The organism is Nonomuraea sp. NPDC001636, assembly GCF_040298265.1.
GTDB lineage: Bacteria > Actinomycetota > Actinomycetes > Streptosporangiales > Streptosporangiaceae > Nonomuraea.
This window is the reverse complement of sequence record NZ_JBEOZT010000030.1, coordinates 84,983-107,800: the sequence shown is the minus strand read 5'-3', so window position 1 is coordinate 107,800 and position 22,818 is coordinate 84,983. Positions and strand designations below refer to the sequence as shown.

The window sequence follows — 22,818 nt, the reverse complement described above, 5'->3', positions numbered from 1 at the left end:
TGGTAAGCAAGATAATGCCCCACGAGCTGGGGCTCACGTGTGAACAAGCGATTGTCTGAGGGCTCATAATGGGAAACGTGACCACGCGAAAGAACTCCGGCACCACCACGTCACCGGCGAAGCGCCAGCGCGCCTCCTCCACTGGAGCGGCCTCCGAGCGGCGCGACCACCTCGTCAAACTCGCCGCGGAGCTCTTCGCGCGCAAGGGCTTCCAGGCCACGACCGTACGCGAGATCGCCGACGAGGCGGGCATCCTGTCCGGCAGCCTCTACCACCACTTCGACTCCAAGGAGACGATCGTCGACGAGGTGCTGTCCACCTTCCTCGACGACCTCATCGCCCGCTACCGCGCCGCCGTCGACACCAGCTCCGACGCCCGCACGGTCCTGTCGGAGATGGTCCGCATCGGCTTCGGCACGCTGGAGCCCCACCGCGCCGCGATCACCGTCATGCAGAACGACTGGAACTACCTGCGCCAGTTCGAGCGCTTCAACTACCTGGTCAAGGCCGAGGACGAGGTCGAGCAGATCTGGGTGACCCAGATCAAGGCCGGTCAGGCGGCCGGGCTGTTCCGGGCCGACGTCGACCCCAAGCTGACCTACCGGATGATCCGCGACACCATCTGGGTGGCCGTGCGCTGGTTCCGTCCCGGCGGCAGGCTCAACACCACCGCGCTGGCCGAGCACTACATCACGGTGCTGTTCGACGGGCTCGCCACCGGCGAGCGCACGACCCAGCGTCAGGGATGAGCCTCGGCAAGGCGGTGCGGCTGGCCCTTGAGGAGGTCGCCGAGCCGGACAAGGCCGAGCCGATGCGCGCGTACATGAAGTCGGAGATGCCCTTCCTCGGCGTGCAGGCCACGCCGAGGCGGGCGGCGCTGCGGCGGGTGTTCGCCCGCCACCGCATCGACTCCGCGCCCGAGTGGCGGCGCGCGGTGCTCTCGCTGTGGCGGGAGGCCGAATACCGCGAGGAGCGTTACGCCGCCGTCGAACTGACCGGCCACCACTACTACCGCGACTTCCAGACCCTCTACACCGTGCCGATGTACGAGGAGATGATCGTCACCGGCGCCTGGTGGGACCTTGTCGACGAGCTGGCCACCCACCGCGTCGGCGACCTGCTGGCGGCCTTCCCCGACACCATGCGCCCGCTCATGCTGGAGTGGGCGGCCGACGCCGACCTGTGGAAGCGCCGCACGGCGATCCTGTGCCAGAACCGCTTCAAGTCCCGCACCGACACGGCCCTGTTATACGCCTGCATCGAGCCCAGCCTGTCCGACACCGACTTCTTCGCCCGCAAGGCCATCGGCTGGTCCTTACGCGAGTACGCCAAGACCAACCCCGACGAAGTCATCCGGTACGTCCGCGCCAAGGGCATCTCCGGCCTGAGCCGCCGCGAGGCCCTGAAGAACCTGCCTGTGAGTTAGCCGTCCTCATCTGGTCCAGAGCGCGTCCTGCACCGCCTGCACCAGCGCCATCAGCTCCGGCGTCACCCGCTCCCGCGCCCAGGCCAGCGCGTAGGTGATGCGCAGCTCCCCCGCCTCCAGCGGCACGAACCGCACGTCGTCCCGCCTGACGGACCTGACCAGGAGCTGCGGGATCGGCAGCACCCCCGCCCCGGCGGCCACGAGGTCGAGCGCGGCGGCGAAGTCGTCGTCGGCCACCATCCGCGCCCGCCCCGGCAGCCCCGCCCACGGCCGGCTCCCCGGCGTCAGCAGCACCTGCCCGCCCAGGTCGTCCGGCGTGACCCTGCCGTGCCCGGCCAGCCGGTGCCCGAGCGGGACGGCCAGATGGTCCACGGACACGTGGAAGCGGGCCGCCGTGACGAACTGCGCGGGCGCCGGCGTGGCCAGGATCGCGGCCGAGACCTCCCCGCCGCCCAGCGCCCGGGCCGCGGCGCCCCGTCCGGCCACGACGAGTTCCACGCCGATCGCCGGGGCGCGCCCGGCCAGCCGTCTGACGATGCGCGCGGCGAGCGTGCCCACCATCGGTGGATAAGCCAGGTGAATGGTCGGCCGGGCCAGTCTGGCGGCTTCCGCGGTGAACGCCTGGGCCGATTCGAGCACCTGCCGGGCGTACGGCAGCAGCCCCTTCCCCTCGGCGGTCAACCGCACCTCGCGGGCGTTGCGCTCGAAGAGCCTGACCCCGGCGGCACGTTCGAGCCGGGTGATGGCCTGGCTCACGGCGGGCTGCGACATGCCCAGGTCGGCGGCGGCGGCCGAGAAGCCGAGCCGCTCGGCGACCAGGAGGAAGCAGCGGATCTCCTTGAGCATAAGCAGCACTTATTGATGATGCACCACCTCCGCCCCGCCGGACACGATTCCCGCATCTGACCGACATGATCGAGGAGCTGAGATGTCGCCATTCCCCACGTCCACGGTGCTCGGGTACCCGAGGATCGGGCCGCGACGGGAGCTGAAGCGGGCCCTGGAGTCGTACTGGGACGGGCGGTCCGGCCGCGCGGAGCTGGCGCGGACGGGCGCGGAGATCAGGGAGCGGACCTGGCGGCGGCTGGCCGAGCTGGGCCTGGAAGGGCTGCCGTCCAACACCTTCTCCCTGTACGACCACGTGCTGGACACGGCGGTGCTGCTGGGCGCGGTGCCCGAGCGCTACCGCGCGGCCGAGGACCCCTACTTCGCGATGGCCAGGGGCACCGAGGGGCTGGCGCCGCTGCGGATGACGAAGTGGTTCGACACCAACTACCACTACATCGTGCCGGAGATCGGCCCGGAGACCGTCTTCAAGCTGGACGCCGCCAAGCCGCTCGCCGAGGTGCGCGAGGCCCGCGCGCTCGGCTACGAGACGCGGCCCGTCGTGGTGGGCCCGGTGACGTTCCTGCTGCTGGCCGGGGCGCCCGAGCGGCTGGAGGACGTGCTCGGCTGCTACGAGGAGCTGCTCGCGGCGCTGGCCGCCGAGGGCGTCGAGTGGGTGCAGCTCGACGAGCCGGCGCTGGTCGGCGACCGCACGCCCGAGGAGCTGGCGGCCGTGCGGCTCGCCTACGACCGGCTGGGGGCGGCGGCCGTCCGGCCAGGGCTGTTCGTGGCCTCCTACTTCGGCGACCTCGGGCCCGCGCTGCCGGTGCTGGCCGGCACGCCCGTCGAGGCGATCGGCGTGGACCTGGTGCGCGGCGGCGCCGTGCCCGACCTGCCGGGCAAGACCGTGGTCGCGGGCGTGGTGTCGGGCCGCGACGTGTGGCGCACCTCGCCGGAACGCGCCCTGGCCGCCCTGGGCGGCGTGCGCGCGGACCGGGTGACGGTGAGCACGTCCTGCTCGCTGCTGCACGTGCCCTACGACGTGGACGCCGAGCCCGACCTCGACCCGGCGCTGCGGGAACGGCTGGCGTTCGCCGAGCAGAAGGTGGCCGAGGTGGTGGCGCTGGCCCGCACCGTCGCCGAGGGGCCGGACTTCCGGGGGCCGGTCCCGGCCGGGCCCTCGGTGCCGCTGACCGCGCCGGCCGCGCCGGAGGAGCGGGCGCCGTACGCGGTGCGGGCCGCCGCCCAGGCCGCCCACCTGGGCCTGCCCGTGCTGCCGATCACCACCATCGGCTCGTTCCCGCAGACCGGCGAGCTGCGCGCGGCGCGGGCGGCCGTGGCGGCCGGCACGCTGCCGGAGGAGGACTACGAGCGGCACGTCGAGGCCGAGATCGAGCGCGTCGTCAGGGTGCAGGAACGCCTCGGCCTGGACGTGCTCGTGCACGGCGAGCCCGAGCGCAACGACATGGTGCAGTACTTCGCCGAGCACCTGGACGGCTTCGCGGTCACCAGGAACGGCTGGGTCCAGTCGTACGGGTCGCGCTGCACCCGGCCGCCGATCCTGCACGGCGACGTCGGCCGTCCCGGGCCCATCACCGTGCGCTGGGCCTCCTACGCGCAGTCGCTCACCGCCAAGCCGGTCAAGGGCATGCTCACCGGGCCGGTGACGATCGTGGCCTGGTCGTTCGTCCGCGACGACCTGCCGCTGCGGGACGTGGTGTTCCAGGTGGCCGACGCGGTGCGCGAGGAGGTGCGCGACCTGGAGGCGGCCGGGGTGTCGATCATCCAGGTGGACGAGCCCGCCCTGCGCGAGCTGCTGCCGCTGCGGCGGGCCGCGCAGGCCGACTACCTGGAGTGGGCGGTGGCGGCGTACCGGCGGGCCACCTCGGGCGCGGCCGACCGCACCCAGATCCACACCCACCTGTGCTATTCGGACGCCGACCAGATCCTGGCCGCCATCGACGGCCTGGACGCCGACGTCACCACGATCGAGTCGGCCCGCTCGGGTGCGCGCATCCTGGGCGCGGTGCGCGCGTTCGGCCGCGGCCTCGGCCCCGGCGTGTACGACATCCACTCCCCGCGCGTGCCCGGCGCGGACGAGGTCGAGGACCTGCTGCGCAGGACGCTGGCGGCGCTGCCGGCCGAGCGGGTCTGGGTCAACCCCGACTGCGGGCTGAAGACGCGCACGTACGAGCAGGTGGAAGCGTCGCTGGCGCACGTCGTCGAGGCCACCGGGCGGTTGCGGGCCGAGCTTCAGCCGTAGAGCTCGGTGAACTCCTCGACCGTCATCCCGAACAGGATCCCGTCGTCGTAACGCCCGGCGGCGAAACGGCTCCTGCGCCGGCGGCCCTCCTCGACGAAGCCGAGCCGCCGGTGCAGGGCCTGCGACGGTTCGTTGGAGCTGTAGACCCACGCCTCGGCCTTCTGGAAGCGGCGCTCGGCGAACATGTAGCGCAGCAGCAGGACGATCGCCTCGCTGGCGTAGCCCTTGCGGTGGTGCGGCGTGCCGATGGAGATGCCGTAGCAGAACGTGCCGTGCGTGCGCTCGACCTCGTGCGTGTTGAGCATGCCGACCGGGCGGCCGTCGGCCGCGTCGGCGATCACCAGGCGGAGCTCGTCCATGTCGGGCTCCTGCTCGGCCAACTCCCTGGCCCACTTCTGCGCCTGGGCGGCCGAGCGGGGCGGAGGCAGCCGCCAGCCGTTCCTGGCCGCGTCGGTGTCCTCCTCGAAGGCGAAGAGCGCCGCCCAGTCCTCCGGTTCGATGGCCCTCAGGCGCACGCGCTCGCCGACCCACGCAGACGTCATGATGTGGAGCAAACCAGAGCACGCCTCCCGCGCGCGAACCCTTTTCCGGCCCTCACCCGCGCCCGTACGTGTCCTCGGCCCGCCAGAAGTACCAGAGGCCGAGGGTCAGTCCGGCGACCGCCCAGAACGCGCAGCTCAGCCAGACGAGCGGGCGAGGGCCGGCGGCGTGGATCAGGATGTCGCGCATGAACTCGATGGTGGAGGCGGCGGGGTTGAGATACATGACGTCGGCCACCCACTGCGGCAGCCCGACCCCGCCGACCGGCTCACCGGTGACCGGGTCCGGATATCCCACGATCTTGTACTGGATCGAGAAGAAGACCCCGGAGGCGTACAGCCAGGTCCGCAGGACGAACGGCAGGAGCTGGTTCACGTCGCGCAGCGAGGCCCCCAACCGCGCCAGGACCAGGCTCAGCCCGATGTTGAACATCGTCTGCAGGAGCAGGACGACCGGGACCAGCAGCCAGAACCAGGTCGGGAACTCCCCCATGACGACCACGAGGACGAGCAGCACACCCATGGAGACGGCCGCCTGCCGCAGTTCCTGAAGGGTGTAGGCCAGGGGCAGCGCGGCGCGGGGGAAGTGCAGGGCGCGGATGAGCGAGAGGTTCCCCGAGACGGACTTGGCCCCCGCCGAGGCCGACCGCTGGCTGTAGGTGAAGACGAACATCCCCGTGACGAGGAAGGCCGCATAGTTCTCGATGTGCTCGTGTCCGCCCAGGACGAGGCCGAACATGACCCAGTAGATGCCGGCGTTCAGCAGCGGCGTCACCACTTGCCACAGTTGCCCGAGCGCGGAGGCGGAGTATTTCGAGGCGGTGCGCGAGGTGGCGTACACCAGGACGAAGTGCCGGCGTTCCCATAATCGGCGCAGGTAGACGTGCATGTCCGGACGGGCCATGGCCCGCCGCAGCCCGTGCCGGGTCGCGAGGGCGGCGAGTGATTGCTGTTCGGGCGCGGATGACATGGGAGTCTCCTCACGGCCTGCTGCGTCGCGGAATGCCAAGGAGTCTAGGAGCCGGGGCGGCGAGATGGGCGTCCTCAGTGGGCATTCGAGGTTGGCGGCGGCGCGGGCGGCGGGTCAGGTGGCTCGTTCGTCGAGGAAGTCGGCGACTCGGGCGTTGAGGTCGGCGGGCTCGTGCCACGGCATCGCGTGATGGGACAGGTGCGGCAGGACCGCGGTCCGCGCGCCCGGCAGCAGGCGGGCGGCGGCCGACGCGACGCGGTGCGGGGAGTGCGCCTCGCCGCGGCCGGCGACGAGCACGAGGGCCGGCGTGGGAAGCGTGCGCAGCGATCCGGGGTCGGGTCGTTTCCCGGTGACGACCTTCGTGTCCGGGAACTCCGCGGCCAGGCCGTAGAGCCGCAGCCAGGCGGGGTCGGCGGGCGCGCCGCCGGTCTCCCACTCCAGGAAGGCCCGCGCGCGCGAGGCCGTCGGCCGCAGCAGGGTGGGCAGCGCGCGGGCCAGGTATCCCGCCCGGAACCCGCCGAAGCACTGCGTCGGGTCGAGCAGGACGAGCCTCCTGACCCGACGGGGGGTGTGGAGCGCGTACGTCAGGGCGATCCATCCGCCGTAGGAGTGTCCGCACACCGCGGCGCTGTCCATCCCGAGGCCGTCGAGCACGCCGTCCAGCCAGCCGAGCAGGTCGCCGACGCCGCGCGGGGGGCGTTCGCCGCGGAGGCTCCGTCCCGGCTCGCCGATGCGGTCGACGGCGTACACCCGATGGCGGCGGGCGAACGCGGCGACGTTGGCGAACCACGTCGCCGCCGTGGTGCCACCGCCGTGCAGCAGGACCAGCGGCGGGCCGTCGGCGGGGCCGCACGCGTTCACCCGGGTCGTGCCGTACGCCGAGGGCAGGTCGATCGGCTCGACCGGAACCGGCCAGCGTTCGAGGACCGCGTCGTAGGCGGAGAGGAAGTCGGACATGCCGCACCTAACTGATTAGCTTGCTCAGCAACAATCTCGCTGGGCGAGATAATGCCATACTGGTGGCATGACGCTGCCGCCGGAGCACGCCGGAAACGTGGACGATCAGGACGCCGGGATGCGGCTGGTCCATCTGCTGCGCGCCGTCACCGTGGAACTCGACCGCATGGGCGAGCGGTTCGCCGCCGCGCACGCCCTGCACCCGACCGACGTACGCGCCCTCATCTGCCTCCTCGACGCCGCCCGCACCGGCACCCCCGCCACCCCCGGAACGCTGGGCACGCACCTCGGCCTCAACTCCGCGGGCACCACGGCGGTGGTGGACCGCCTGGAACGGCTCGGTCACGTCCGCCGGGAACGCGACACCCGCGACCGGCGGCGGGTGCTGCTGAAGGTCGACGAGAGCGCCGTCACGCTGGGCTGGAGCTTCTTCGGCCCGCTCATCCAGGAGATCGTCGCCCTCATGGGCCGGTACGACAGCACGGAACAGGCCACCATCGAACGCTTCCTCACCGACGTCCACAAGGCCGTCACCCAGGGCTAGGCCGGCGGCTCAGGTGAACGTGGCTGTTGCAGCCTGCCCTCGGCCTGGAGGTTGCCGGCCAGTTCCGCCAGGGTCGCCCCGCAGCGGACGTTGGAGAGCCCGCTGTCACGGGACACGAGGGGGACGCGGAAGGCGACCCAGCCGCCGGTCACGTCGATGATCCGCCACCCGGGAAACCTGCCGAGAACTTCCTGGACCGTCAGGCTCATGCCCGTGCTCCCACGGTGAGCGCGGACCCCTCCTGCGACCTGCGCAGTTCCGCGTAGCGGAAGGCGATCCGGCGCGCGGCCCGTGCTGACTCGATGGCCGAATGGCGGGCGTACAACACCCGCGTACGCCAGCCGTCCCAGTCCGCTCGCCACCAGTACCACTCACCGTCGCACCAGATCACCAGTCCGTCCCACACCCACACCAAGGCGAGGCCGTATCCGATGTGGCTGTCCGTCTGAATGCCGTGCTCGTCTCGCAGGACCTTGCACAGGAGATCTGCGGATGGTCCGGCTTGGAGTTCCTTGCCGTTCTTGGGTACGGCGATAACCTTGTCCTGCATCGTTGACGCCCCAAAGCTCTCGATGCCCAGACCCCTGCTTACGAGTGGTGTTACAGCACCGTTTGTCCCGTAGGTGGGGGTCTACTACAGCCCCGATTTAGGGGGGCTAAAGTCGAGGGTAGAGCCGAGGTGAGACCCCTGCAACAGGGGGTCTAAAGTGCGCCGAATGTCGGTCGCTGAGGAGGCGGCACACGGATGGACTTGAAGACGCTGAGGGAAGTCGCCCAGGTCAGTGATCCCGTGGAACGAGCCCGTGTTCTCAGCCGGCTCATGACCGAGGAACAGGGACTGGTGACCGAGGCCGCCAAGATGCGGCGGCAGGCCATCGCCGAGGCACGGGAGTCCGGCATGAGCCTGGAGGACATCGCTGGGCGGCTGGGCGTCTCACCGGGACGCATCTCGCAGATGCGGAAGGGACCTGCGGCCCGCGCGCCGGAAGGGCCCGCCTCGTCCGCCCCTCGGGTGCTGGTGCAGCGGGCCTTGCCGACCGAACCGGCAGTCCGGGGCTCGAAATCGCTCTTCCTTGCCGAGGCGGAACGGCAGGGGCTCAAGGCGGATCGTCGCATGTTGTACGTCGGGCTGGAGCCCGCCAGTGAGCATGTGGCGGCGTGCCTGCGTATCGAACCCGAGGCCGAGATCGTGGCCCGGCGCAAGATGATGAGCGCGAACGACGTACCGGTGCGGATCGCGACGAGCTACTTCCGGGCGGACCTGTTCGGCGATACCCGGATCGCCGAGCCGGAGTTCGTGACGCCCTCGTTGCAGTCGGCGTTGACCGCCCTGGGCTACGCGTTCGGCCACGCCGAGGAGAATCTGACCGCCCGGTCACCGACCACCTTCGAGCGTGAGACGTTGGAGCTTGATCCAGGCGAGTGGGTGGTCCAGGTGCTGCGCGCGAGCTATTCGACCGAGGGCACGCCGATCCATGTCCTTGAGACGATCTGTGCCGCGAGTCGGCACATCTTCCCCATCGGCCAGGTCTCCGGGTACGACGAATTCTGAGGCGCGACCAGCGAGATGGCACCGCCGCCCGGAGACATCTGGCATCCGGTTTCAAGAGCCACTGCCCTTGGACGCGACTCCTGGCCGGAATCCCAGCCGACCAGTCCGACGACCTGGTGCTCTGACCGCACAGGTTCGCCGTGGTAGCGGTTCGATGTGCGGTGACGCCCACCGCAGTCTGATCAAACGCCCCTGGTGGAGAACGTCAGATGATCGCACTACGGGCGATGCGGTACAGCACGTTCGGACGCAGTGGCCCTTCGGGCTCGGTGGGGTCGTCGAAGTCGTCGGCCGGGTCCCGGGTCATGCCGATCCGGCGCATCACCGCCTGGGAACGAAGGTTGGTGGCCGTTGTGACAGCGAGGATCTCAGGAAGCTCAAGAACGTCGAAGCCGTGGGCCAGGACTGTCAGCGCAGCCTCGGTGGCGTAGCCCTGGCCCCAGGCCGAGCGGGCGAGCCGCCAGCCGATCTCCACTCCTGTGAACGGCATGTGGTCGTCCACTTCGTCCAAGCCCGCGAAGCCGATGAACTCGCCCGTGGCCTCCACCTCGACCGCCCACCACCCGTAGCCTCGCTGGTCGAACTCGGCCTGAAAGAGCGACACGGAGGCGTCGCTCTGTTCGCGGGTAAGCAGGTCGCCCAAGTGCTCCCGGACCTCGGGATCGGCGTTCATGGCCGCCCACGGTTCAAGGTCGGAGTCACGCCATCGGCGCAGGATGAGGCGCTCGGTACGCAGTTCAGCCATGCCGGCCAGCCAACATGAGCCTTGGCCCCCAGGCAATCGATTTCTTGTGACACCGCCTCCCAGAAACACAGGCTGCTCCAAGGGCCGGCGAAGCGACCACCGATCCGGCGAACGCACGCGGTCAGAGCACTGGCGCCGGCGGGGGGCCATGGCGCCGCCAGGCGCGGGGGTTGCGCCGCCAGGCGCCCCGAGGAAGACCGCCTGAGTCTCCAGGCGCGAAGCGCCCCTCGGCGAAGCCCACTGAGCCCAGAGGCGAAGCCCCTTAGGTGAAGCTGTTCATTTGAGGGCTCCCGAGGTCAGCCCGGACTGGATCTGGCGCTGGAACACCGTGTAGACCACCAGCATCGGCAGGATCGCCAGCGTCAGCGCGGCGAACAGCGCCGACCAGTCCTGGTCGTACCCCGCCGACGTGGAGATGTCGGCGATCCCCTGCGTGAGCACCCATTTGTCCCGGTCCTGGAGCAACACCAGCGGCAGCTGGTACTGGTTCCACTGCCCGAGCACGTTGAAGATCGTGATGCTGATGATGCCCGGCCTGGCCATCGGCAACATGATCTGGAAGAACACGCGGGTGTGCGAGGCGCCGTCCACCATGGCCGCCTCCCCCACCGCCGTGGGCAGCGTACGGAAGAACGCGGTCAGGAAGAACACCGTGAACGGCATCGAGTACGCGATGTAGACCAGCACCAGCCCCGCATGCGTGTTCAACCCGATGTACGGCCCCACCAGCGGCACCGCCCCCATGTTCTGCACGACGAAGAACAGCGGCGTCAGCTTCAGGTACACCGGGAAGGCCAGCCCGGACACGAACAGGAAGTAGATCGGCCGGTTGGCGCGGAAGGGGTACCGGGCCAGCACGTACGCGGCCATCGAGCCGAGCAGCATGGTGCCGGCCACGCTGAAGGTGACGACGATGACGCTGTTGAGCATGTACTGCCCGATGTGCGCCTGTTCCCAGGCGCGGGCGAAGTTGTCCCAGTTGAGCTTGGCCGGCAGCCCCCACGCCTCGCCGAAGATCTCGTCCTCGCTCTTCACCGAGGCCAGGAAGGTCCACAGGATCGGCACCACGACGAGCACCGTCCACACCAGGAGCGCGACGTGGGAGAGCACGGCCATCGGCCCGAGCCGCCGCCGGCGCTCCTGGCGGGCCAGTTTGCGGGAGTTCGCCACCGTCCACGTGGTCGTCGTTGTCATCTAGTACTCGATTCGTTCGCGGCGTGACAGGCGCAGCGAGAGGATGGCGAAGCCGACGGTGAAGAAGAACATCATGACGCCGAGGGCCGAGGCGTAGCCGAAGCGGAAGTACTGGAAGGCGTTGCGGTAGATCTCGGCGGCCATGACGGTGGTCGACCAGTCGGGGCCGCCGTGCTGGTCGGTCATCACCCACACGATCGCGAACGCGTCGAGCGCCAGGATCCCGAGGTAGACCCAGGCCACCTGGATCGTGTCCCACAGCAGCGGCAGCGTGATGCGGAAGAACAGGCTGAACCGGCCCGCGCCGTCGATCTGCGCCGCCTCGAACATGTCGCGCGGGATGGAGGCCAGCCCGGCCGAGAACAGCACGACGTAGAAGCCGACCGCCTGCCAGACCAGCACGCCGAGCACCGACCAGAAGGCCACGCCGGGGTCGGACAGGAAGCCGACCGGCTTGGCGCCGAGCGCGATCAGCGGCCCGTTCAGCATGCCGCTGCCGTCGGGCCGGAACACCTGCTGGAACAGCACGCCCACCACGGCCACGGCCAGGACCTGCGGGAAGAAGAACACCACCCGGTAGAACTTCGAGCCCGCGATGCCCGAGGAGCCCTTGCGCCCGCCCACGTTGAGCAGGAAGGCGAAGAACAGCGCGATGACGATCGTGAGCAGCGGCAGCAGCACGAGCAGCATGGCGTTGTGGCTGACGGCCTTCCAGAAGACGCCGTCCTTGAACAGCCGGGCGAAGTTGTCCAGCCCGATGAAGTCCGGTGTGGCCGTCACGCCGCGCCAGTCGGTCATCGCGATGCGGAACGCCTGGATCAGCGGCGAGATGACGTAGGCGAGGTAGAGGATCACCGGGGCTGCCAGGAACGCGGTGATGAACAGCCCGCGGCGATACCTGTTGAACAACATCAGCGCTTGTACTTCTTGATCGAGGAGTCGTTCTTGATCTCGTCGGCCTTCTTCTGCATGCGCTCCAGGTACTTCTCCGGCGTCAGGCCGCCGGACATCAGCTCGCCGGTGGCGGCGATGCCCTCGTCCTTGAGCTGGCCGTACCAGGTGTACCAGCGGTAGTAGACGGTGTTGGCGCCCGCGTCGGCGACGGCCTTGGAGGCGCTGGTGACGCCGGGCGAGATCGTACGGCCCTCGGTCGCGCCCTTGACCGCGGTCACCGTCTTGACCATCTCGCTGAAGTCGCCGGCCGCCTTCTTCGACAACATGCCGCGCAGGTACTCGATGCCGCCCTGCGGGTTGGCGCTCCTGGCCGAGACCATGAAGTTCTCGCCGGGCTGGGTGTGCAGGGTGCCGTACGGCATCTTGTCGGAGCCGGTGACGTCGGGGATGGGGAACATGCCGTACTCGAAGTCGGGCGGGGTGGTGCTCTTCTGCTCGTTCTCCAGCCACGACCCGGACGGCAGCATGGCCACCTTGTACTTGTTCTGGGCCGTCTGGGTCTGCACGTGGTCGAGGCCGGTCGTGCCCTCCATGAGGTACTTGGCGCCCACCTCGGCCCAGGCCGTGGCGGCGGTCTTCATGGCCTCGGTGGTCCAGGCGCCGTCCTCCAGGTTGTCGATGTTGACCAGCACCTCGTTGCCGCCGATCTTGGCGGCCATGGTCAGCAGCGGCTCGTAGAGGTACTGGGGGAACTTGCCCGCGTACGTGAAGGGCGCCATCTTGCCGGACTTCTTGATCGTCTCGCAGAGCTTGACGAACTCGTCCCAGGTCTTGGGGATCTCCCAGCCGTTGTCCCTGAACACCTTCTGTGAGTACCAGATGCCGTGGATGTAGTTCACGTAACCCAGCACGCTGAACTTGCCGTCGTAGGTGCCGATGTCGATGACCGACTGGTCGATGGTGTCCCTGACCTTGACGGCGGGGTCGTCCCAGCTCGGCGCGTCGAGCAGGGCGGTGAGGTCCTGGAGCTGGCCGTCCTGGGACAGGGCGCCGAAGTCCATGAAGTTGGCGCCGGAGTTGTCGATCACCTCCGGTGGGTTGCCGCCGGCGAACCGCGGCTGGAGGACCTTGGTGATCTCCTTGGTGGCGTTGTGCTTGATCTCGCTCTTCGGGTACTTCGTCTTGAACAGGGGCTCGTGGATGGTCTTGGCGTAGTCCTGGCCGAAGCCGCCGTCGAAGATCCACACCTCCAGCGGCTTGCCGTCCGCGACGCCGAACGGGTTGGCCGCGCTGGTCGCCACCGGGGCCGACGAGGCGGTGGCGGTGGGCTTGGCGGCGGGGGTGGCACAGGCGGCCAGCGCCCCGGCGACGGGGACGAGAGCCGCGCCGCGCAGGAGTTCACGACGGCTGATATGGGGGGTGTCAGGCATGGATGGCTCCTAGATTTTCATGATCCTCGTCGTATGCGCCCTGCGTACCGGCTTTCCAGGGCCTTGTTGTGCTCGTCGCCGCCGGTCACGTTGACCGACAGGTAGACGGGGGGCCGCTCGCCCAGGGCGACGAGCTCCTCCACCGCCTCGGTGACCACCATCTGCGCCAGCAGCGCCGAGGTGATCGTGGAGACCGCGCCGTACGTGCCGCCGTCCGGCAGGTCGAGGACGGCGTCCCCGTACGGGGAGCCGTTGTCGAGCACGACGTCGGCCAGGTCCATCAGCTTGCCGCCCGAGGGATGGCGCGAGGTCATGCGCGTGCTGTGCGCGACCGAGGTGATCGCGACGAGCGGGTGGCCGCGCTCCTTGACCAGCGTGGCCAGCTCCACGACCGTGCCGTTCACGCCGGAGCTGGAGACCAGGACGAACACGTCCTGCGGCGCGACGGGGGCCAGGTCGTAGATCTCGTGCGCGACGGCCGGGTCGCGTTCCAGCTCCGGGGTGAGCACGCTCGGCGGCCGGCCGCCGTACAGGACGAGGTCGCGCGGGGAGAGGCGGTTGCTGGGCACCAGGCCGCCGGCCCGTCCGGCGATCTCCATGGCGATGGCCTCGGAGTGCCCCGACCCGAACGCGTTGACCACCCCGCCGGCGCGCAGCGCGGCGACGATCAGGGCGGCGGCCCGGCGCACCGGCTCCGCCTGGCTCTCGGCGACCTGTCCGGCGAGGGCGAGGGCCTTGGACGCGTACCGCATGTCAGCCTCTCTCCACGCGGTGGCTCTCCACCGCGCTGATCGTCAGCTCGAACGCCTCGTTGGTGCGCTCGTACGTGCGCTGCGCGACCGCCACGTAGACGGCGTCGAGCACGAAGATCTGCGAGTGCACGGCCGCCAGCCCGCCCAACCGGAACGTGGTCTCCCTGCTGGCCGTCGTCAGCACCAGGCCGGCCAGCTCGGCCAGCGGCGAGCGGGCGAAGGAGGTGACGGCGACCGTGGTCGCGCCGTGGCTGCCCGCCTCGGCCAGCGCCTCCATGACCTCGCGGGTGCGGCCCCGGTGGCTGATGCCGATGGCGACGTCGTCCGCGCCGAGCAGCGCCGCCTCCGACAGCGCCACGTGCGCGTCGCCGGCGCTCCAGCACGGGATGCCGATGCGGCGCAGCCTGCCTTCGAGCATGGTGGCGACGTTCCCGCTGGTGGAGACGCCGATCAGCAGCACCCGGCGGGCCCTGACGACGGCGTCGGCGACCTGGGCGACCACCGCGAGGTCGAGTTGGGCGGCGGTGTCCTGGATGAGCCTGGCGTCGGCGGCGGCCATCACCTCGATGGCCGAGTCGAGCGGGTCGTCGGGACCGATCTCGTGCCCGACGCCCGCGCCCCAGCCGGCCTGCGCGGCCCTGCCGGTCTCCGTGGCGAGGGCGACCCGCAGCTCGGCGTAGCCGGAGAAGCCGAACGCCCGGCAGAACCTGGTCACGGTGGCGGGCGAGCTGCCCGCCCGCTCGGCCAGCGCGATGATGGTCGACCGCGCGGCCTCGGCGGGGTCGCCGAGTATCACCTCGCCGACCCGGCGCAACGCCTCCGGCAGACCGGGCAGTTCCGTTTCGACGCGCCCGAGGGCTCCTGAAGTCACGAATATTCCTTCCGAATACTCGGTCTTCTGGCGAAAATTATTCTTGCTTCCCGGTCACGTCAACCCCCAGAATTCGACCGTGACCAAATCGCTGGTGGTCGGTGTCGACGCGGGAGCCACCTCGACGCGCGTGTCCGTCCACACCCTCGACGGCACCCGGGTCGGCTACGCGCGGGCGGGCGCCGGCAACCCCTCGGCACACGGTCTGGACAAGGCGGTGGCGGCGATCGGCACCGCGCTCGGGCAGGCGCTGGGGTCGCACGACGGCGGCCGGGTCGTGGCCTCGCTGGCCGGGGTCGCGGGCCAGGTCGACACGCTGGTCCCCGAGCTGGCCCGGGTGTGGGCCGGCCACGGCATCGAGGCGGGCCCGCTGATCGAGCGCGACGTGGCGGTGGCCTACGCGGCCGGCACCGCCGAGCCCGACGGCTCGCTGCTGCTGTCGGGCACGGGCGCGGTCGCGGCCAGGGTCACGGGCCACCGCATCGACACGATCGCCGACGGACTCGGCTGGCTCCTGGGCGACGAGGGATCGGGCTTCTGGATCGGCCGCGCCGCCGCCAAGGCCGTGGTCTCCGCCCTCGACCGGGGCGCGGCGGGCGAGCCGGGCAGCCTGGTCGCGCTCGTCGTCGAGCATTTCCTGGGTGAGGAGCGTCCGGGGTCGCCGCGGGCGGTCGCCGACCGGCTGGTCCGGCTCGCGCAGGCCGACCACATGCGTCTGGCCGCGCTGTCCGCCCTGGTCAGCCGGGCGGCCGAGGCCGGTGACCCGATGGCGCTCAAGGTCGCCGAGGAGGCCGCCGACCGTCTGGTGGCCACCCTGCGCAGGGTGCACGTCTCGGGCGACGTCGTGCTCGCGGGCAGCGTGCTGACCAGCGAGGGGCCGGTGCGCCGGGCCGTGCTGGCGCGGCTGTCCGGCGAGCGGGTGCGCACGGCGCGCGACGCGGCGGGCGCGGCGGCCTGGCTGGCGGCCCGCGGCGTGCTGCCCGGCGACGACGGCCGCGGCTCGCACGCCGCGTTCACGCTCACTCCCTGACGTTCACTCCCTGACGTTCACCGGGTGAGGAGGGCCGCGCTGCCGTAGCTGCCGCCGAACCCGGTCACCAGGGCGGTCTCGCGCCCGGCGCGCAGTTCCCGCACCGCCTGGGCCACGTTGTTGAGCCCGTGCACGTACCCCTCCGACAGCAGGCCGCCGTGCGGGTTCACCCACGCGTGCCGCCGCTCCAGCAGGTACGCCCCCAGGTCCTCCCGTGCCACCAGCCCGAAGTCCTCCAGTTGCCGGGGCACCAGCCAGGAGTAGGCGTCGTAGAGCAGCGCCGCCCGGACGTCCGCGGGCCGCATCCCTGACGCCGCCCACAACAGCGGCGCGACGTGCGCGGAGAAGACGGCCGTCACGTCCGGCGAGCGGTCCATGGAGGAGCAGCCGGGCCCGCCGCCGCGGACGACCGCCCGGATGCGCGGGCCGTCCAGGACGCCGCTCACCAGCAGCGCGCACGCGCCGTCGGTCTCCAGGCAGCAGTCGGCGGTGCGCAGCGGTGTGCAGACGTACGGTTTGGCCAGGTAGGCGGCCAGATCGAGGGGCTCGCGGCGCAGGGCGCGCGGGTTGGCGGCGGCGTTGCGCCTGGACTGGGCGACGACGGCGTGCAGGTGCTCGGCGGTGAGCCCGGTGTCGTGCAGGTAGCGGGTCGCGGCCATGGCGAACAGTGGGATCGGCCCCGCCAGGCCGTAGGTGTGGCGTTCCAGGGGGCCGGTGGAGGCGGTGTTCATCCGCGTGCCGGACCGCCCGTTGAGCGCCCGGAAGACCAGGACGTTCCTGGCCACGCCGGCGTGGATCAGCATGGCCGCGTCCCCCAGCACGGACGCCGCCTGCGTCCCGCCGCCGGCGATGTCGTTGTGCCAGCGCAGCCGCTCGATCCCCAACGCGCGGGCCACCTGGACGACCGGCGCGGAGTCGTTCATGTGGTAGCTGAGCAGCCCGTCGACCTCGCCGGGCACGATCCCGGCGTCGGCGCAGGCGGCCCGGCACGCCTCGGCGGCCAGCTCCAGCTCGGTGCGCCCGGACTGCCTGGTCAGCGCGGTCATCCCGATCCCGGCCACGGCCGCGCACCCGGCGAAGGACTGCATCCCGCACGATAACACGCCGAGCCAAGCGCTTGCTCGGTGAGCGGACGGCCACGGCGCCGGGGTGCCGCACGCGGAGTTTCCGGGCGGCCACAACGGCGGCGTCTCCCGTCCGAAGGCCGTCGCCGCCAGGTTGGGCGAGGTCCTGAGCAGCGGGAGGGCACAAGCCGTGACTGGATGTCTTCACGCGGGCTGCCCCGTCTTGTAATACGGAGATGTGATCAACCGATAGCCCATCATCATCACCCCGAGGTGAGAGATGGATCTGCGCTACGTCAGATACGCGATGGCGATCGCGCGCGCCGGCAGCCTCCGCCGCGCCGCGACCGCGCTGCACATCGCGCAGCCCACGCTGTCGGAGCAGCTCAGGGCGCTGGAGAAGGAGATAGGCGTCGAGCTGTTCAGCCGTTCGTCCAGCGGCGTGCGGCTCACCGAGGCGGGCGAGGCGTTCCTGGCCCAGGCCACGGTCGCGCTCGACGCCTACGAACGGGCCGTGGCCGCCGCCCGCGGCAAGGGCCGCACCACCCGGCTGGGCGTGGCCGACGGGCTGGCCGACGTGGCCGCCCGGCTGCTCGCGCAGCTCCAGCACGTGCCGGTGCGGATCGCGCCGATGAGCACGGCCGAGCAGCTGGTCTCCATCGCCGACGGCACGTTGCAGGCCGGCCTCGGCTACGCCCCTGGCTCGCTGCCGAGGGGCGTGGCCCGGATGCTCGTCCACCGCTTCCCGGTCCGCGCGCTGCTCCCCCGCGACCACCCCCTGGCCGGGCAGGAGGCGCTGTCGCTGGCGGACCTGGCCGGCGAGCCGCTGATCATGCCCGAGTCGGACGCGGTCGCCGGGGCCCGGCGGTTCCTGGAGGGGTTCGTCCGGCATCGGCTGCATCCCCGGCTGGGCCCGGCCGCCGCCACCCATGACCTGGTGATCGACATGGTGGGCGCGGGGGCCGGCTACAGCCTGTGCGTCCACGAGGGCAGCGCGGTGCCCGACGCGCTCACCTTCGTCCCCATCAAGGAGGACGTGCCGCCGCTGGAGGCGGTCTTCCTGTGGAACCGGCAGGCCGACGTCCACGAGGTGGTGAGCGCGGCCCGCCACGTCTCCCGCTCTGGATAGCGCTATTATCTATCGATGCGCATCTCAGAACTGAGCGCCCGATCCGGTGTCGCCATCCCCACGATCAAGTACTACCTGCGTGAGGGCATGCTGCACCAGGGCGAGCAGACCGCCGCGACCCGCGCGGAGTACGACGACTCCCACCTGCGCAGGCTGCGCCTGATCCGGGCCCTGCTGGAGGTGGGCAGGCTCCCCGTGGCCGCCATCAAGCAGGTCATCGCCGCCGTCGACGATGAGACGCTGCCCATCCACCACATGCTGGGGATCGCGCACTACGCGCTCGGCCCGGTCGTCGAGCCCGAGCAGGACGAGGAGTGGCGAACCGCCAGGGCCGAGGTCGACCGGCTGATCGACGAGCTCGGCTGGAACGTCGTCGAGGACGCCCCCACCCGCGACGAGCTGGCGCAGACGATGGTCCGCATGCGCCAGCTCGGCCTGCGCGTCGACCTCGCGCCGTACGTCGAGGCCGCCAGGAAGCTGGTGACCGAGGTCGAGATGGACACCATCCCCTTCGACGGGCCGCGCGACGCCGCCGTGGAGGCCCTGGTGCTGGGCACCGTCCTGTACGGCAAGGCGTTCGACACGCTGCGCCGCATGGCCCAGGAGTCGGAGTCGGCCCGCCGGGTGGGACAGCGCCGGCGGTAGGAGCCGATCAGGGCCGGTCAGAGCACGCCGTTGCGCCGCAGGATCTCGACGGCCCGCACGGTGGCCGCGCCCCGCCATTCGAGCGCGCCGGCGGGCGAGATCCGCGCGTAGTCCACGACCCAGCCGCCGTCCTCCTGCTGCGTCCCGGCCAGCCGGTCGAGGTCGGCGGCGATCACCTCGGGCGCGAACAGCTCGCGCGCCGGCCGCCCGGGGTAGGGGGCGAAGTCGAGGGGGTGCAGCCGCTCCTCCGCGGTGCCGCCCTCCACGGGCACCCGCCCGTCCTCGGGGATGTGCGCGGCCAGCCGCTTGAGCAGCCCGGCCGCCTCGGGCCGCGTCCCGTGCACGGCGTCCAGAAAGCGCACGGCGAAGGAGAGCACGTAGGCGTGCGGCCGTTCGTCCAGCGCCTGGATCGCGTCCAGGCAGTAGCGGGTGGCCCGCTCCAGCCACGGGTGCGCGGCCACGGCCGGGTCGTGGGCGGCCACGCCGTGGGCCGCCGCCGCGGAGATCGCCGTGATCTGCAACGACGAGGTGCTCGTGTCCGCGCCCGCCCACCAGGGCGCGGTGCCCTCGGTCAGGGTGAGCGGCAGCGCGAAGGGCAGCCCGCCGTCGGGCATCGTCACCGACTCCAGCCAGTCGCACAGCGCGACGGCCTGCGGCGCGGTGTCGGGGCCGATCTCCTCGAACACCTCGAAGGCGTGCAGCGCCGCGCCCGGCTGGCTCTCCGGCGAGCGCAGGTCGGGCTCCAGGCCCCAGCCGTAGCCGCCGTCGGCGTTGCGGTAGGCGTCGAGGGCGCCGAGCACGGAGGCCGGGCCGGTCTCCCCCATGAGCAAGTGGAAGCGGCGCCGGTCCAGGACGCGCGCGTGCGTGGCCAGGAACCCGGCGACCGCCGAGAGATTGACGTTCATGGAGCCATCGTGCCCGCCGCGCGAGCTCGGGTCTTGTCCGAACCGGACATGTCAGCCGGTGTCGTCCACCGGCCGTTTCAGCAGCCACGACGCGGCCCGCTGGAGCAGGCTCCGGTGGATCTCGTTGTCGTAGGACCTGGTGTCGTGCCCCAGCGCGTCGTAGACCACCCGGCCGCGGCGCACCGGACGCGCCCACACCAGCGGCTGGCCGTGCACGGAGGCCAGGGGACGCACGTCCGGCAGCACGTCGAGGTCGCTGTAGACCTCGTCGACCAGGTCGAAGTCGCGCAGGCCGGCCACGATGGGGTGGGCGGCGCCGTGCACCCGCACGCCGGTCCAGCCCAGCGGCGGGTGGTGGGACTTGGGCCAGTTCCAGCTGCCGCCGAGCACCCGCGGCCAGCCCTGCCAGTCGTCGAAGCAGACCGCGGCCGTGTGCATGCACAGCAGGCCGCCGCCCCGGTCGAGGTGGTCGAGGAGCGTGGTGCGGGCCTCGGCGGGCAGCGCGAAGCGCCATTCGCCGCGCAGGTCGGCGAAGCGGTCCTGGCCCATCTGCCAGCGCAGCGCGTTGACCGTGATGAGCTGCACCTCCGGCGGCTCGCTCAGCGCGCCCGCGATGTCCTCGGTGATCTCGGACTCGACGCCCACCTCGCCCAGCACGTCGGCGAGCGCGGCCGACGTGGCGGCGAAGTCGTGGAAGAGCCCTCCTGAAAGAATCAGATTTCTCGCCACGCCCCCAGCCCATCACGCCCGGCCCGCCTTGGCCACCCACAGAGCCGCCCCACCGAGCCCCCACCGAGCCCCCACCGAGCCGCCCGGCCGGGCGGCAGGGCATGATGCCGGACGTGGACTTCGAGGAATACCGCCCCATGCTGCTGGGCCTGGCCTACCGCCTGCTCGGCAGCATGTGGGACGCCGAGGACGTCGTGCAGGAGGCCTGGCTGCGGTGGGAGGGCACCGACCGGAGCCAGATCAGGGAGCCCCGCGCGTTCCTGCTGACCGTGGTCTCGCGGCTGGCCCTCGACCAGCTGCGCTCGGCCCGGGTGCGGCGGGAGGCGTACACCGGGCCGTGGCTGCCCGAGCCGGTCGCGACGGGCGAGGCCGGGCCGCTGGACACGGCCGAGCTGCGCGACACCGTCTCCTTCGCGACCCTGCACCTGATGGAGAAGCTGTCGCCGCCGGAGCGGGCGGTGTTCGTGCTGCGGGAGGCGTTCGAGCTGCCGTACGACGAGATCGCCGAGATCGTCGGCTCGTCGGTGGCCAACGCCCGGCAGATGCACCACCGCGCCTCGGTCCGGGTCTCGCAGGGCCGCGACCGGTTCACGCCGACGAACGAGGACCACACCAGGCTGCTGACGAAGTTCATGGAGGCGGCCGCCGGCGGCGACCTCGACGCGCTGACCGAGCTGCTGCACGAGGACGTCGTCATGTGGAACGACGGCGGCGGCAAGGTCCGGGCCGCCCTGCGGCCGATCCTGGGCCGGCGCAAGGTCAGCGGCTTCATCGGCGGCCTGCTGGCCCGCTACGACTTCAGCCGGGCGCGCCTCGTCGAGGCCAACGGCCGCCCCGCCCTGTGGACGCACGTGGCCGGGTCCGACCAGTTCATCGCCCTCGACGTGCGCGACGGCCGTATCCAGGGGCTTTACGGCGTGCTCAACCCCGACAAGCTGACCCGGGTGCGGCCGGACTGATCGGCCCGTCACTATAGTCGGCTTATGGATCTCGGCATCTCGGGCAAGGTCGCCCTGGTCACCGGCGGCAGCGCGGGCATCGGCCTGGCCGCCGCCAAGAGCCTCGCGCGCGAGGGCTGCGACGTGTGCGTCAGCGCGCGCAACCCGGAACGGCTCGCGGACGCGGTGGTGGAGCTGCAGCAGTTCGGCCACGTGGTGCACGCCGTGCTGGCCGACGTGGAGGACCCGGCGGCGGCTCAGCGGGTGGCCGACGAGACGCGCGACGTGCTCGGCCCGGTCGACATCCTGGTGGCCAACGCGGGCGGCCCGCCCACCGGCCGCTCCGACGAGGTCGGCCTCAAGGACTGGGACGTCGCGGTGCAGCGCAACCTGCTCGGCACCGTCCGGCTGATCCAGGCGGTGCTGCCGGAGATGCGGTCGCGGGGGTGGGGCCGGATCGTCACCGTCACCAGCTCGTCCGTCCGCGAGGCGATCGACGGGCTGGCGCTGTCCAACGCCATGCGCCCGGCCGTCGCCGGGCTCGTGCGCACGCTGGCCCGCGAGGTGGGCGGCGACGGCGTGCTGGTCAACAACGTGCTGCCGGGGGCGATCGACACCGAACGGCTGCGCGGCATGTCGGGCGGCGACGACGTGGTCGAGGAGCGCGGCCGGGCCGTGCCGGTCGGGCGGGTCGGTCAGGCCGAGGAGGTGGGGGACGTGATCGCGTTCCTGGCCAGCGAGCGGGCCTCGTACGTCAACGGCGTCTCGATGCTGGTCGACGGCGGCGCCAGCCGGGTCATCGCCTGAGCAACGCGGCGACGACGCCGGCCGCCCACTCCTCGTCCTTGTCGGCCGGGTCGACGAAGTAGGACAGGTTGGCCCGGTGGAAGCAGGCGCCCATCAGCAGGGCGGCCGCCGCGCCGGGGTCGAGGCCGGGGTCGGCGCGGCCGGCGGCCCGCTCGGCGTCGAGGATCTCGGCCAGCGCCCTGATCGGCAGGTGGGGGCCGGTGCCGGTGGTGGCCAGCATGTGCTTGAACCGGGCCAGCAGCGAGGGGTCGGCCAGCATGCCGGAGGCGATGGTGGCGGCCTCGGTGTAGAACTCCAGCGCCGCCAGGGTGAAGCGGGTGAGGTTGTCGGCCAGGTCGCCCTCGCCCGCGCTCAGCCGCAGCCGGGCCAGCGCGGGGGCGAGCGCGGGCAGCCGTTCGAGCAGGACCGCGAGGAACATCTGCTCCTTGCCGGCGAAGTGCTTGTAGAGCAGCGCCTCGGAGCAGCCGGCCGCCTGGGCGATGCGCCGCGTGGTCGCGCCCGAGATGCCGAACTCCCGAATGGCCTGCTCGGCGGCGTCGAGGATGCGCTCACGGGTGCTCATCCGCCCATGATATGAGCGAGTGCTCACCAACCCACGCGTGCATGACA

Annotated in this window: 26 protein-coding genes; 10 read left to right on the top strand and 16 right to left on the bottom strand. The window is 71.5% G+C overall.

Annotated elements, in window-relative coordinates; translation table 11 throughout:
* The first annotated feature begins 77 nt into the window (after positions 1–77).
* Positions 78–749: a TetR/AcrR family transcriptional regulator gene (locus ABT158_RS41105; protein ID WP_352363105.1), complete on the top strand. Its 672-nt coding sequence runs from the start codon at positions 78–80 to the stop codon at positions 747–749.
* Positions 746–1,426 carry a DNA alkylation repair protein gene (locus ABT158_RS41100; protein ID WP_352363103.1) on the top strand — a complete coding sequence of 227 codons (681 nt, stop codon included), beginning with the start codon at positions 746–748 and terminating at the stop codon, positions 1,424–1,426. Before ABT158_RS41105 ends, ABT158_RS41100 begins: the two co-directional genes overlap by 4 nt.
* 6 nt (positions 1,427–1,432) lie before the next feature.
* On the opposite strand, the gene ABT158_RS41095 is transcribed toward ABT158_RS41100, so the two are convergent.
* Positions 1,433–2,272, bottom strand: a complete 840-nt coding sequence (locus ABT158_RS41095; protein ID WP_352363168.1) for a LysR family transcriptional regulator — start codon at positions 2,270–2,272, stop codon at positions 1,433–1,435.
* 82 nt (positions 2,273–2,354) lie between these two features.
* Between ABT158_RS41095 and metE the strand changes: the two genes are divergently transcribed.
* On the top strand, positions 2,355–4,514 hold the full coding sequence (gene metE / locus ABT158_RS41090; protein ID WP_352363101.1) for a 5-methyltetrahydropteroyltriglutamate--homocysteine S-methyltransferase: 2,160 nt from the start codon (positions 2,355–2,357) through the stop codon (positions 4,512–4,514).
* Here the strand turns inward: metE and ABT158_RS41085 are convergent.
* The 3 genes from ABT158_RS41085 to ABT158_RS41075 all read right to left on the bottom strand — a co-directional run bounded on the left by ABT158_RS41085 (position 4,505) and on the right by ABT158_RS41075 (position 6,980).
* Positions 4,505–5,056, bottom strand: coding sequence for a GNAT family N-acetyltransferase (locus tag ABT158_RS41085; RefSeq protein WP_352363100.1), 552 nt, complete (start codon positions 5,054–5,056; stop codon positions 4,505–4,507). The two genes, metE and ABT158_RS41085, sit on opposite strands and share 10 nt — an antisense overlap.
* A 52-nt stretch (positions 5,057–5,108) precedes the next feature.
* A complete protein-coding gene (locus ABT158_RS41080) occupies positions 5,109–6,023 on the bottom strand; it encodes an ABC transporter permease (RefSeq protein WP_352363098.1) in 915 nt (304 codons plus the stop codon).
* A gap of 114 nt (positions 6,024–6,137) precedes the next feature.
* Positions 6,138–6,980, bottom strand: a complete 843-nt coding sequence (locus tag ABT158_RS41075; RefSeq protein ID WP_352363096.1) for an alpha/beta fold hydrolase — start codon at positions 6,978–6,980, stop codon at positions 6,138–6,140.
* 67 nt (positions 6,981–7,047) lie between these two features.
* On the opposite strand from ABT158_RS41075, the gene ABT158_RS41070 reads away from it, so the two are divergent.
* Positions 7,048–7,524: a MarR family winged helix-turn-helix transcriptional regulator gene (locus ABT158_RS41070; protein WP_352363094.1), complete on the top strand. Its 477-nt coding sequence runs from the start codon at positions 7,048–7,050 to the stop codon at positions 7,522–7,524.
* Here the strand turns inward: ABT158_RS41070 and ABT158_RS41065 are convergent.
* On the bottom strand, positions 7,521–7,733 hold the full coding sequence (locus ABT158_RS41065) for a hypothetical protein (RefSeq protein ID WP_352363092.1): 213 nt from the start codon (positions 7,731–7,733) through the stop codon (positions 7,521–7,523). The genes ABT158_RS41070 and ABT158_RS41065 overlap by 4 nt on opposite strands.
* The gene (locus ABT158_RS41060; protein WP_352363090.1) at positions 7,730–8,074 is read right to left on the bottom strand and encodes a hypothetical protein; all 345 of its coding nucleotides are present in this window, start codon (positions 8,072–8,074) and stop codon (positions 7,730–7,732) included. Before ABT158_RS41060 ends, ABT158_RS41065 begins: the two co-directional genes overlap by 4 nt.
* 195 nt (positions 8,075–8,269) lie before the next feature.
* On the opposite strand from ABT158_RS41060, the gene ABT158_RS41055 reads away from it, so the two are divergent.
* Positions 8,270–9,076, top strand: a complete 807-nt coding sequence (locus ABT158_RS41055) for a UTRA domain-containing protein (protein ID WP_352363088.1) — start codon at positions 8,270–8,272, stop codon at positions 9,074–9,076.
* Between the two features lie 205 nt (positions 9,077–9,281).
* Here ABT158_RS41055 and ABT158_RS41050 read toward each other — a convergent pair whose 3' ends face one another.
* The 6 genes from ABT158_RS41050 to ABT158_RS41025 form a co-directional block, all read right to left on the bottom strand.
* Positions 9,282–9,821, bottom strand: a complete 540-nt coding sequence (locus ABT158_RS41050; protein ID WP_352363086.1) for a GNAT family N-acetyltransferase — start codon at positions 9,819–9,821, stop codon at positions 9,282–9,284.
* A 276-nt stretch (positions 9,822–10,097) separates the two neighbouring features.
* The gene (locus ABT158_RS41045; protein ID WP_352363084.1) at positions 10,098–11,015 is read right to left on the bottom strand and encodes a carbohydrate ABC transporter permease; all 918 of its coding nucleotides are present in this window, start codon (positions 11,013–11,015) and stop codon (positions 10,098–10,100) included.
* Positions 11,016–11,927 (bottom strand): carbohydrate ABC transporter permease, encoded by a 912-nt coding sequence (locus tag ABT158_RS41040; protein ID WP_352363082.1) that lies wholly within the window; start codon positions 11,925–11,927, stop codon positions 11,016–11,018.
* Positions 11,927–13,339 (bottom strand): N-acetylglucosamine/diacetylchitobiose ABC transporter substrate-binding protein, encoded by a 1,413-nt coding sequence (ngcE, locus tag ABT158_RS41035; protein ID WP_352363080.1) that lies wholly within the window; start codon positions 13,337–13,339, stop codon positions 11,927–11,929. The genes ABT158_RS41040 and ngcE overlap by 1 nt, the downstream gene beginning before the upstream one ends.
* 17 nt (positions 13,340–13,356) lie before the next feature.
* A complete protein-coding gene (locus ABT158_RS41030; RefSeq protein ID WP_352363078.1) occupies positions 13,357–14,091 on the bottom strand; it encodes a sugar isomerase domain-containing protein in 735 nt (244 codons plus the stop codon).
* 1 nt (position 14,092) lies between these two features.
* Positions 14,093–14,962 (bottom strand): MurR/RpiR family transcriptional regulator, encoded by an 870-nt coding sequence (locus ABT158_RS41025; protein WP_352363076.1) that lies wholly within the window; start codon positions 14,960–14,962, stop codon positions 14,093–14,095.
* A gap of 79 nt (positions 14,963–15,041) precedes the next feature.
* On the opposite strand from ABT158_RS41025, the gene ABT158_RS41020 reads away from it, so the two are divergent.
* The gene (locus tag ABT158_RS41020) at positions 15,042–15,992 is read left to right on the top strand and encodes an N-acetylglucosamine kinase (RefSeq protein WP_352363074.1); all 951 of its coding nucleotides are present in this window, start codon (positions 15,042–15,044) and stop codon (positions 15,990–15,992) included.
* Positions 15,993–16,009: 17 nt separating this feature from the next.
* On the opposite strand, the gene ABT158_RS41015 is transcribed toward ABT158_RS41020, so the two are convergent.
* Entirely contained in the window at positions 16,010–17,080 is a 1,071-nt protein-coding gene (locus tag ABT158_RS41015; protein WP_352363072.1) for a thiolase C-terminal domain-containing protein, read from the bottom strand.
* Positions 17,081–17,336: 256 nt separating this feature from the next.
* Between ABT158_RS41015 and ABT158_RS41010 the strand changes: the two genes are divergently transcribed.
* Positions 17,337–18,185, top strand: coding sequence for a LysR family transcriptional regulator (locus ABT158_RS41010; protein WP_352363070.1), 849 nt, complete (start codon positions 17,337–17,339; stop codon positions 18,183–18,185).
* A gap of 15 nt (positions 18,186–18,200) precedes the next feature.
* Positions 18,201–18,830, top strand: coding sequence for a MerR family transcriptional regulator (locus ABT158_RS41005; protein WP_352363069.1), 630 nt, complete (start codon positions 18,201–18,203; stop codon positions 18,828–18,830).
* Positions 18,831–18,847: 17 nt separating this feature from the next.
* Here the strand turns inward: ABT158_RS41005 and ABT158_RS41000 are convergent, their stop codons facing one another.
* Together ABT158_RS41000 and ABT158_RS40995 are read right to left on the bottom strand one after the other, a co-directional pair.
* On the bottom strand, positions 18,848–19,735 hold the full coding sequence (locus ABT158_RS41000) for a hypothetical protein (protein ID WP_352363067.1): 888 nt from the start codon (positions 19,733–19,735) through the stop codon (positions 18,848–18,850).
* 51 nt (positions 19,736–19,786) lie between these two features.
* Positions 19,787–20,464, bottom strand: a complete 678-nt coding sequence (locus ABT158_RS40995) for a ThuA domain-containing protein (RefSeq protein ID WP_352363065.1) — start codon at positions 20,462–20,464, stop codon at positions 19,787–19,789.
* Between the two features lie 104 nt (positions 20,465–20,568).
* Here ABT158_RS40995 and ABT158_RS40990 point away from each other — a divergent pair, with 104 nt between their 5' ends.
* Both ABT158_RS40990 and ABT158_RS40985 read left to right on the top strand, forming a co-directional pair.
* Positions 20,569–21,423, top strand: a complete 855-nt coding sequence (locus ABT158_RS40990; RefSeq protein WP_502911612.1) for an RNA polymerase sigma-70 factor — start codon at positions 20,569–20,571, stop codon at positions 21,421–21,423.
* A 24-nt stretch (positions 21,424–21,447) separates the two neighbouring features.
* Positions 21,448–22,209 carry an SDR family oxidoreductase gene (locus ABT158_RS40985; protein ID WP_352363061.1) on the top strand — a complete coding sequence of 254 codons (762 nt, stop codon included), beginning with the start codon at positions 21,448–21,450 and terminating at the stop codon, positions 22,207–22,209.
* Here the strand turns inward: ABT158_RS40985 and ABT158_RS40980 are convergent.
* A complete protein-coding gene (locus ABT158_RS40980) occupies positions 22,199–22,771 on the bottom strand; it encodes a TetR/AcrR family transcriptional regulator (protein WP_352363059.1) in 573 nt (190 codons plus the stop codon). The two genes, ABT158_RS40985 and ABT158_RS40980, sit on opposite strands and share 11 nt — an antisense overlap.
* Between the last annotated feature and the right edge of the window lie 47 nt (positions 22,772–22,818).

Excerpts from the sequence above, each read along its gene's own strand:
- ABT158_RS41070 (WP_352363094.1), top strand. The coding sequence starts at position 7,048 with ATGACGCTGCCGCCGGAGCACGCCGGAAACGTGGACGATCAGGACGCC.
- ABT158_RS41085 (WP_352363100.1), bottom strand. The coding sequence starts at position 5,056 with ATGACGTCTGCGTGGGTCGGCGAGCGCGTGCGCCTGAGGGCCATCGAA.
- ABT158_RS40980 (WP_352363059.1), bottom strand. The coding sequence starts at position 22,771 with ATGAGCACCCGTGAGCGCATCCTCGACGCCGCCGAGCAGGCCATTCGG.
- ABT158_RS41010 (WP_352363070.1), top strand. The coding sequence starts at position 17,337 with ATGGATCTGCGCTACGTCAGATACGCGATGGCGATCGCGCGCGCCGGC.
- ABT158_RS41040 (WP_352363082.1), bottom strand. The coding sequence starts at position 11,927 with ATGTTGTTCAACAGGTATCGCCGCGGGCTGTTCATCACCGCGTTCCTG.
- ABT158_RS41005 (WP_352363069.1), top strand. The coding sequence starts at position 18,201 with ATGCGCATCTCAGAACTGAGCGCCCGATCCGGTGTCGCCATCCCCACG.
- ABT158_RS41080 (WP_352363098.1), bottom strand. The coding sequence starts at position 6,023 with ATGTCATCCGCGCCCGAACAGCAATCACTCGCCGCCCTCGCGACCCGG.
- ABT158_RS41050 (WP_352363086.1), bottom strand. The coding sequence starts at position 9,821 with ATGGCTGAACTGCGTACCGAGCGCCTCATCCTGCGCCGATGGCGTGAC.
- ABT158_RS41015 (WP_352363072.1), bottom strand. The coding sequence starts at position 17,080 with ATGCAGTCCTTCGCCGGGTGCGCGGCCGTGGCCGGGATCGGGATGACC.
- ABT158_RS41095 (WP_352363168.1), bottom strand. The coding sequence starts at position 2,272 with ATGCTCAAGGAGATCCGCTGCTTCCTCCTGGTCGCCGAGCGGCTCGGC.
- ABT158_RS41060 (WP_352363090.1), bottom strand. The coding sequence starts at position 8,074 with ATGCAGGACAAGGTTATCGCCGTACCCAAGAACGGCAAGGAACTCCAA.
- ABT158_RS41100 (WP_352363103.1), top strand. The coding sequence starts at position 746 with ATGAGCCTCGGCAAGGCGGTGCGGCTGGCCCTTGAGGAGGTCGCCGAG.
- ABT158_RS41045 (WP_352363084.1), bottom strand. The coding sequence starts at position 11,015 with ATGACAACGACGACCACGTGGACGGTGGCGAACTCCCGCAAACTGGCC.
- ABT158_RS41055 (WP_352363088.1), top strand. The coding sequence starts at position 8,270 with ATGGACTTGAAGACGCTGAGGGAAGTCGCCCAGGTCAGTGATCCCGTG.
- ABT158_RS41065 (WP_352363092.1), bottom strand. The coding sequence starts at position 7,733 with ATGAGCCTGACGGTCCAGGAAGTTCTCGGCAGGTTTCCCGGGTGGCGG.
- ngcE (WP_352363080.1), bottom strand. The coding sequence starts at position 13,339 with ATGCCTGACACCCCCCATATCAGCCGTCGTGAACTCCTGCGCGGCGCG.
- ABT158_RS41030 (WP_352363078.1), bottom strand. The coding sequence starts at position 14,091 with ATGCGGTACGCGTCCAAGGCCCTCGCCCTCGCCGGACAGGTCGCCGAG.
- metE (WP_352363101.1), top strand. The coding sequence starts at position 2,355 with ATGTCGCCATTCCCCACGTCCACGGTGCTCGGGTACCCGAGGATCGGG.
- ABT158_RS41000 (WP_352363067.1), bottom strand. The coding sequence starts at position 19,735 with ATGAACGTCAATCTCTCGGCGGTCGCCGGGTTCCTGGCCACGCACGCG.
- ABT158_RS40985 (WP_352363061.1), top strand. The coding sequence starts at position 21,448 with ATGGATCTCGGCATCTCGGGCAAGGTCGCCCTGGTCACCGGCGGCAGC.
- ABT158_RS40990 (WP_502911612.1), top strand. The coding sequence starts at position 20,569 with ATGCCGGACGTGGACTTCGAGGAATACCGCCCCATGCTGCTGGGCCTG.
- ABT158_RS41075 (WP_352363096.1), bottom strand. The coding sequence starts at position 6,980 with ATGTCCGACTTCCTCTCCGCCTACGACGCGGTCCTCGAACGCTGGCCG.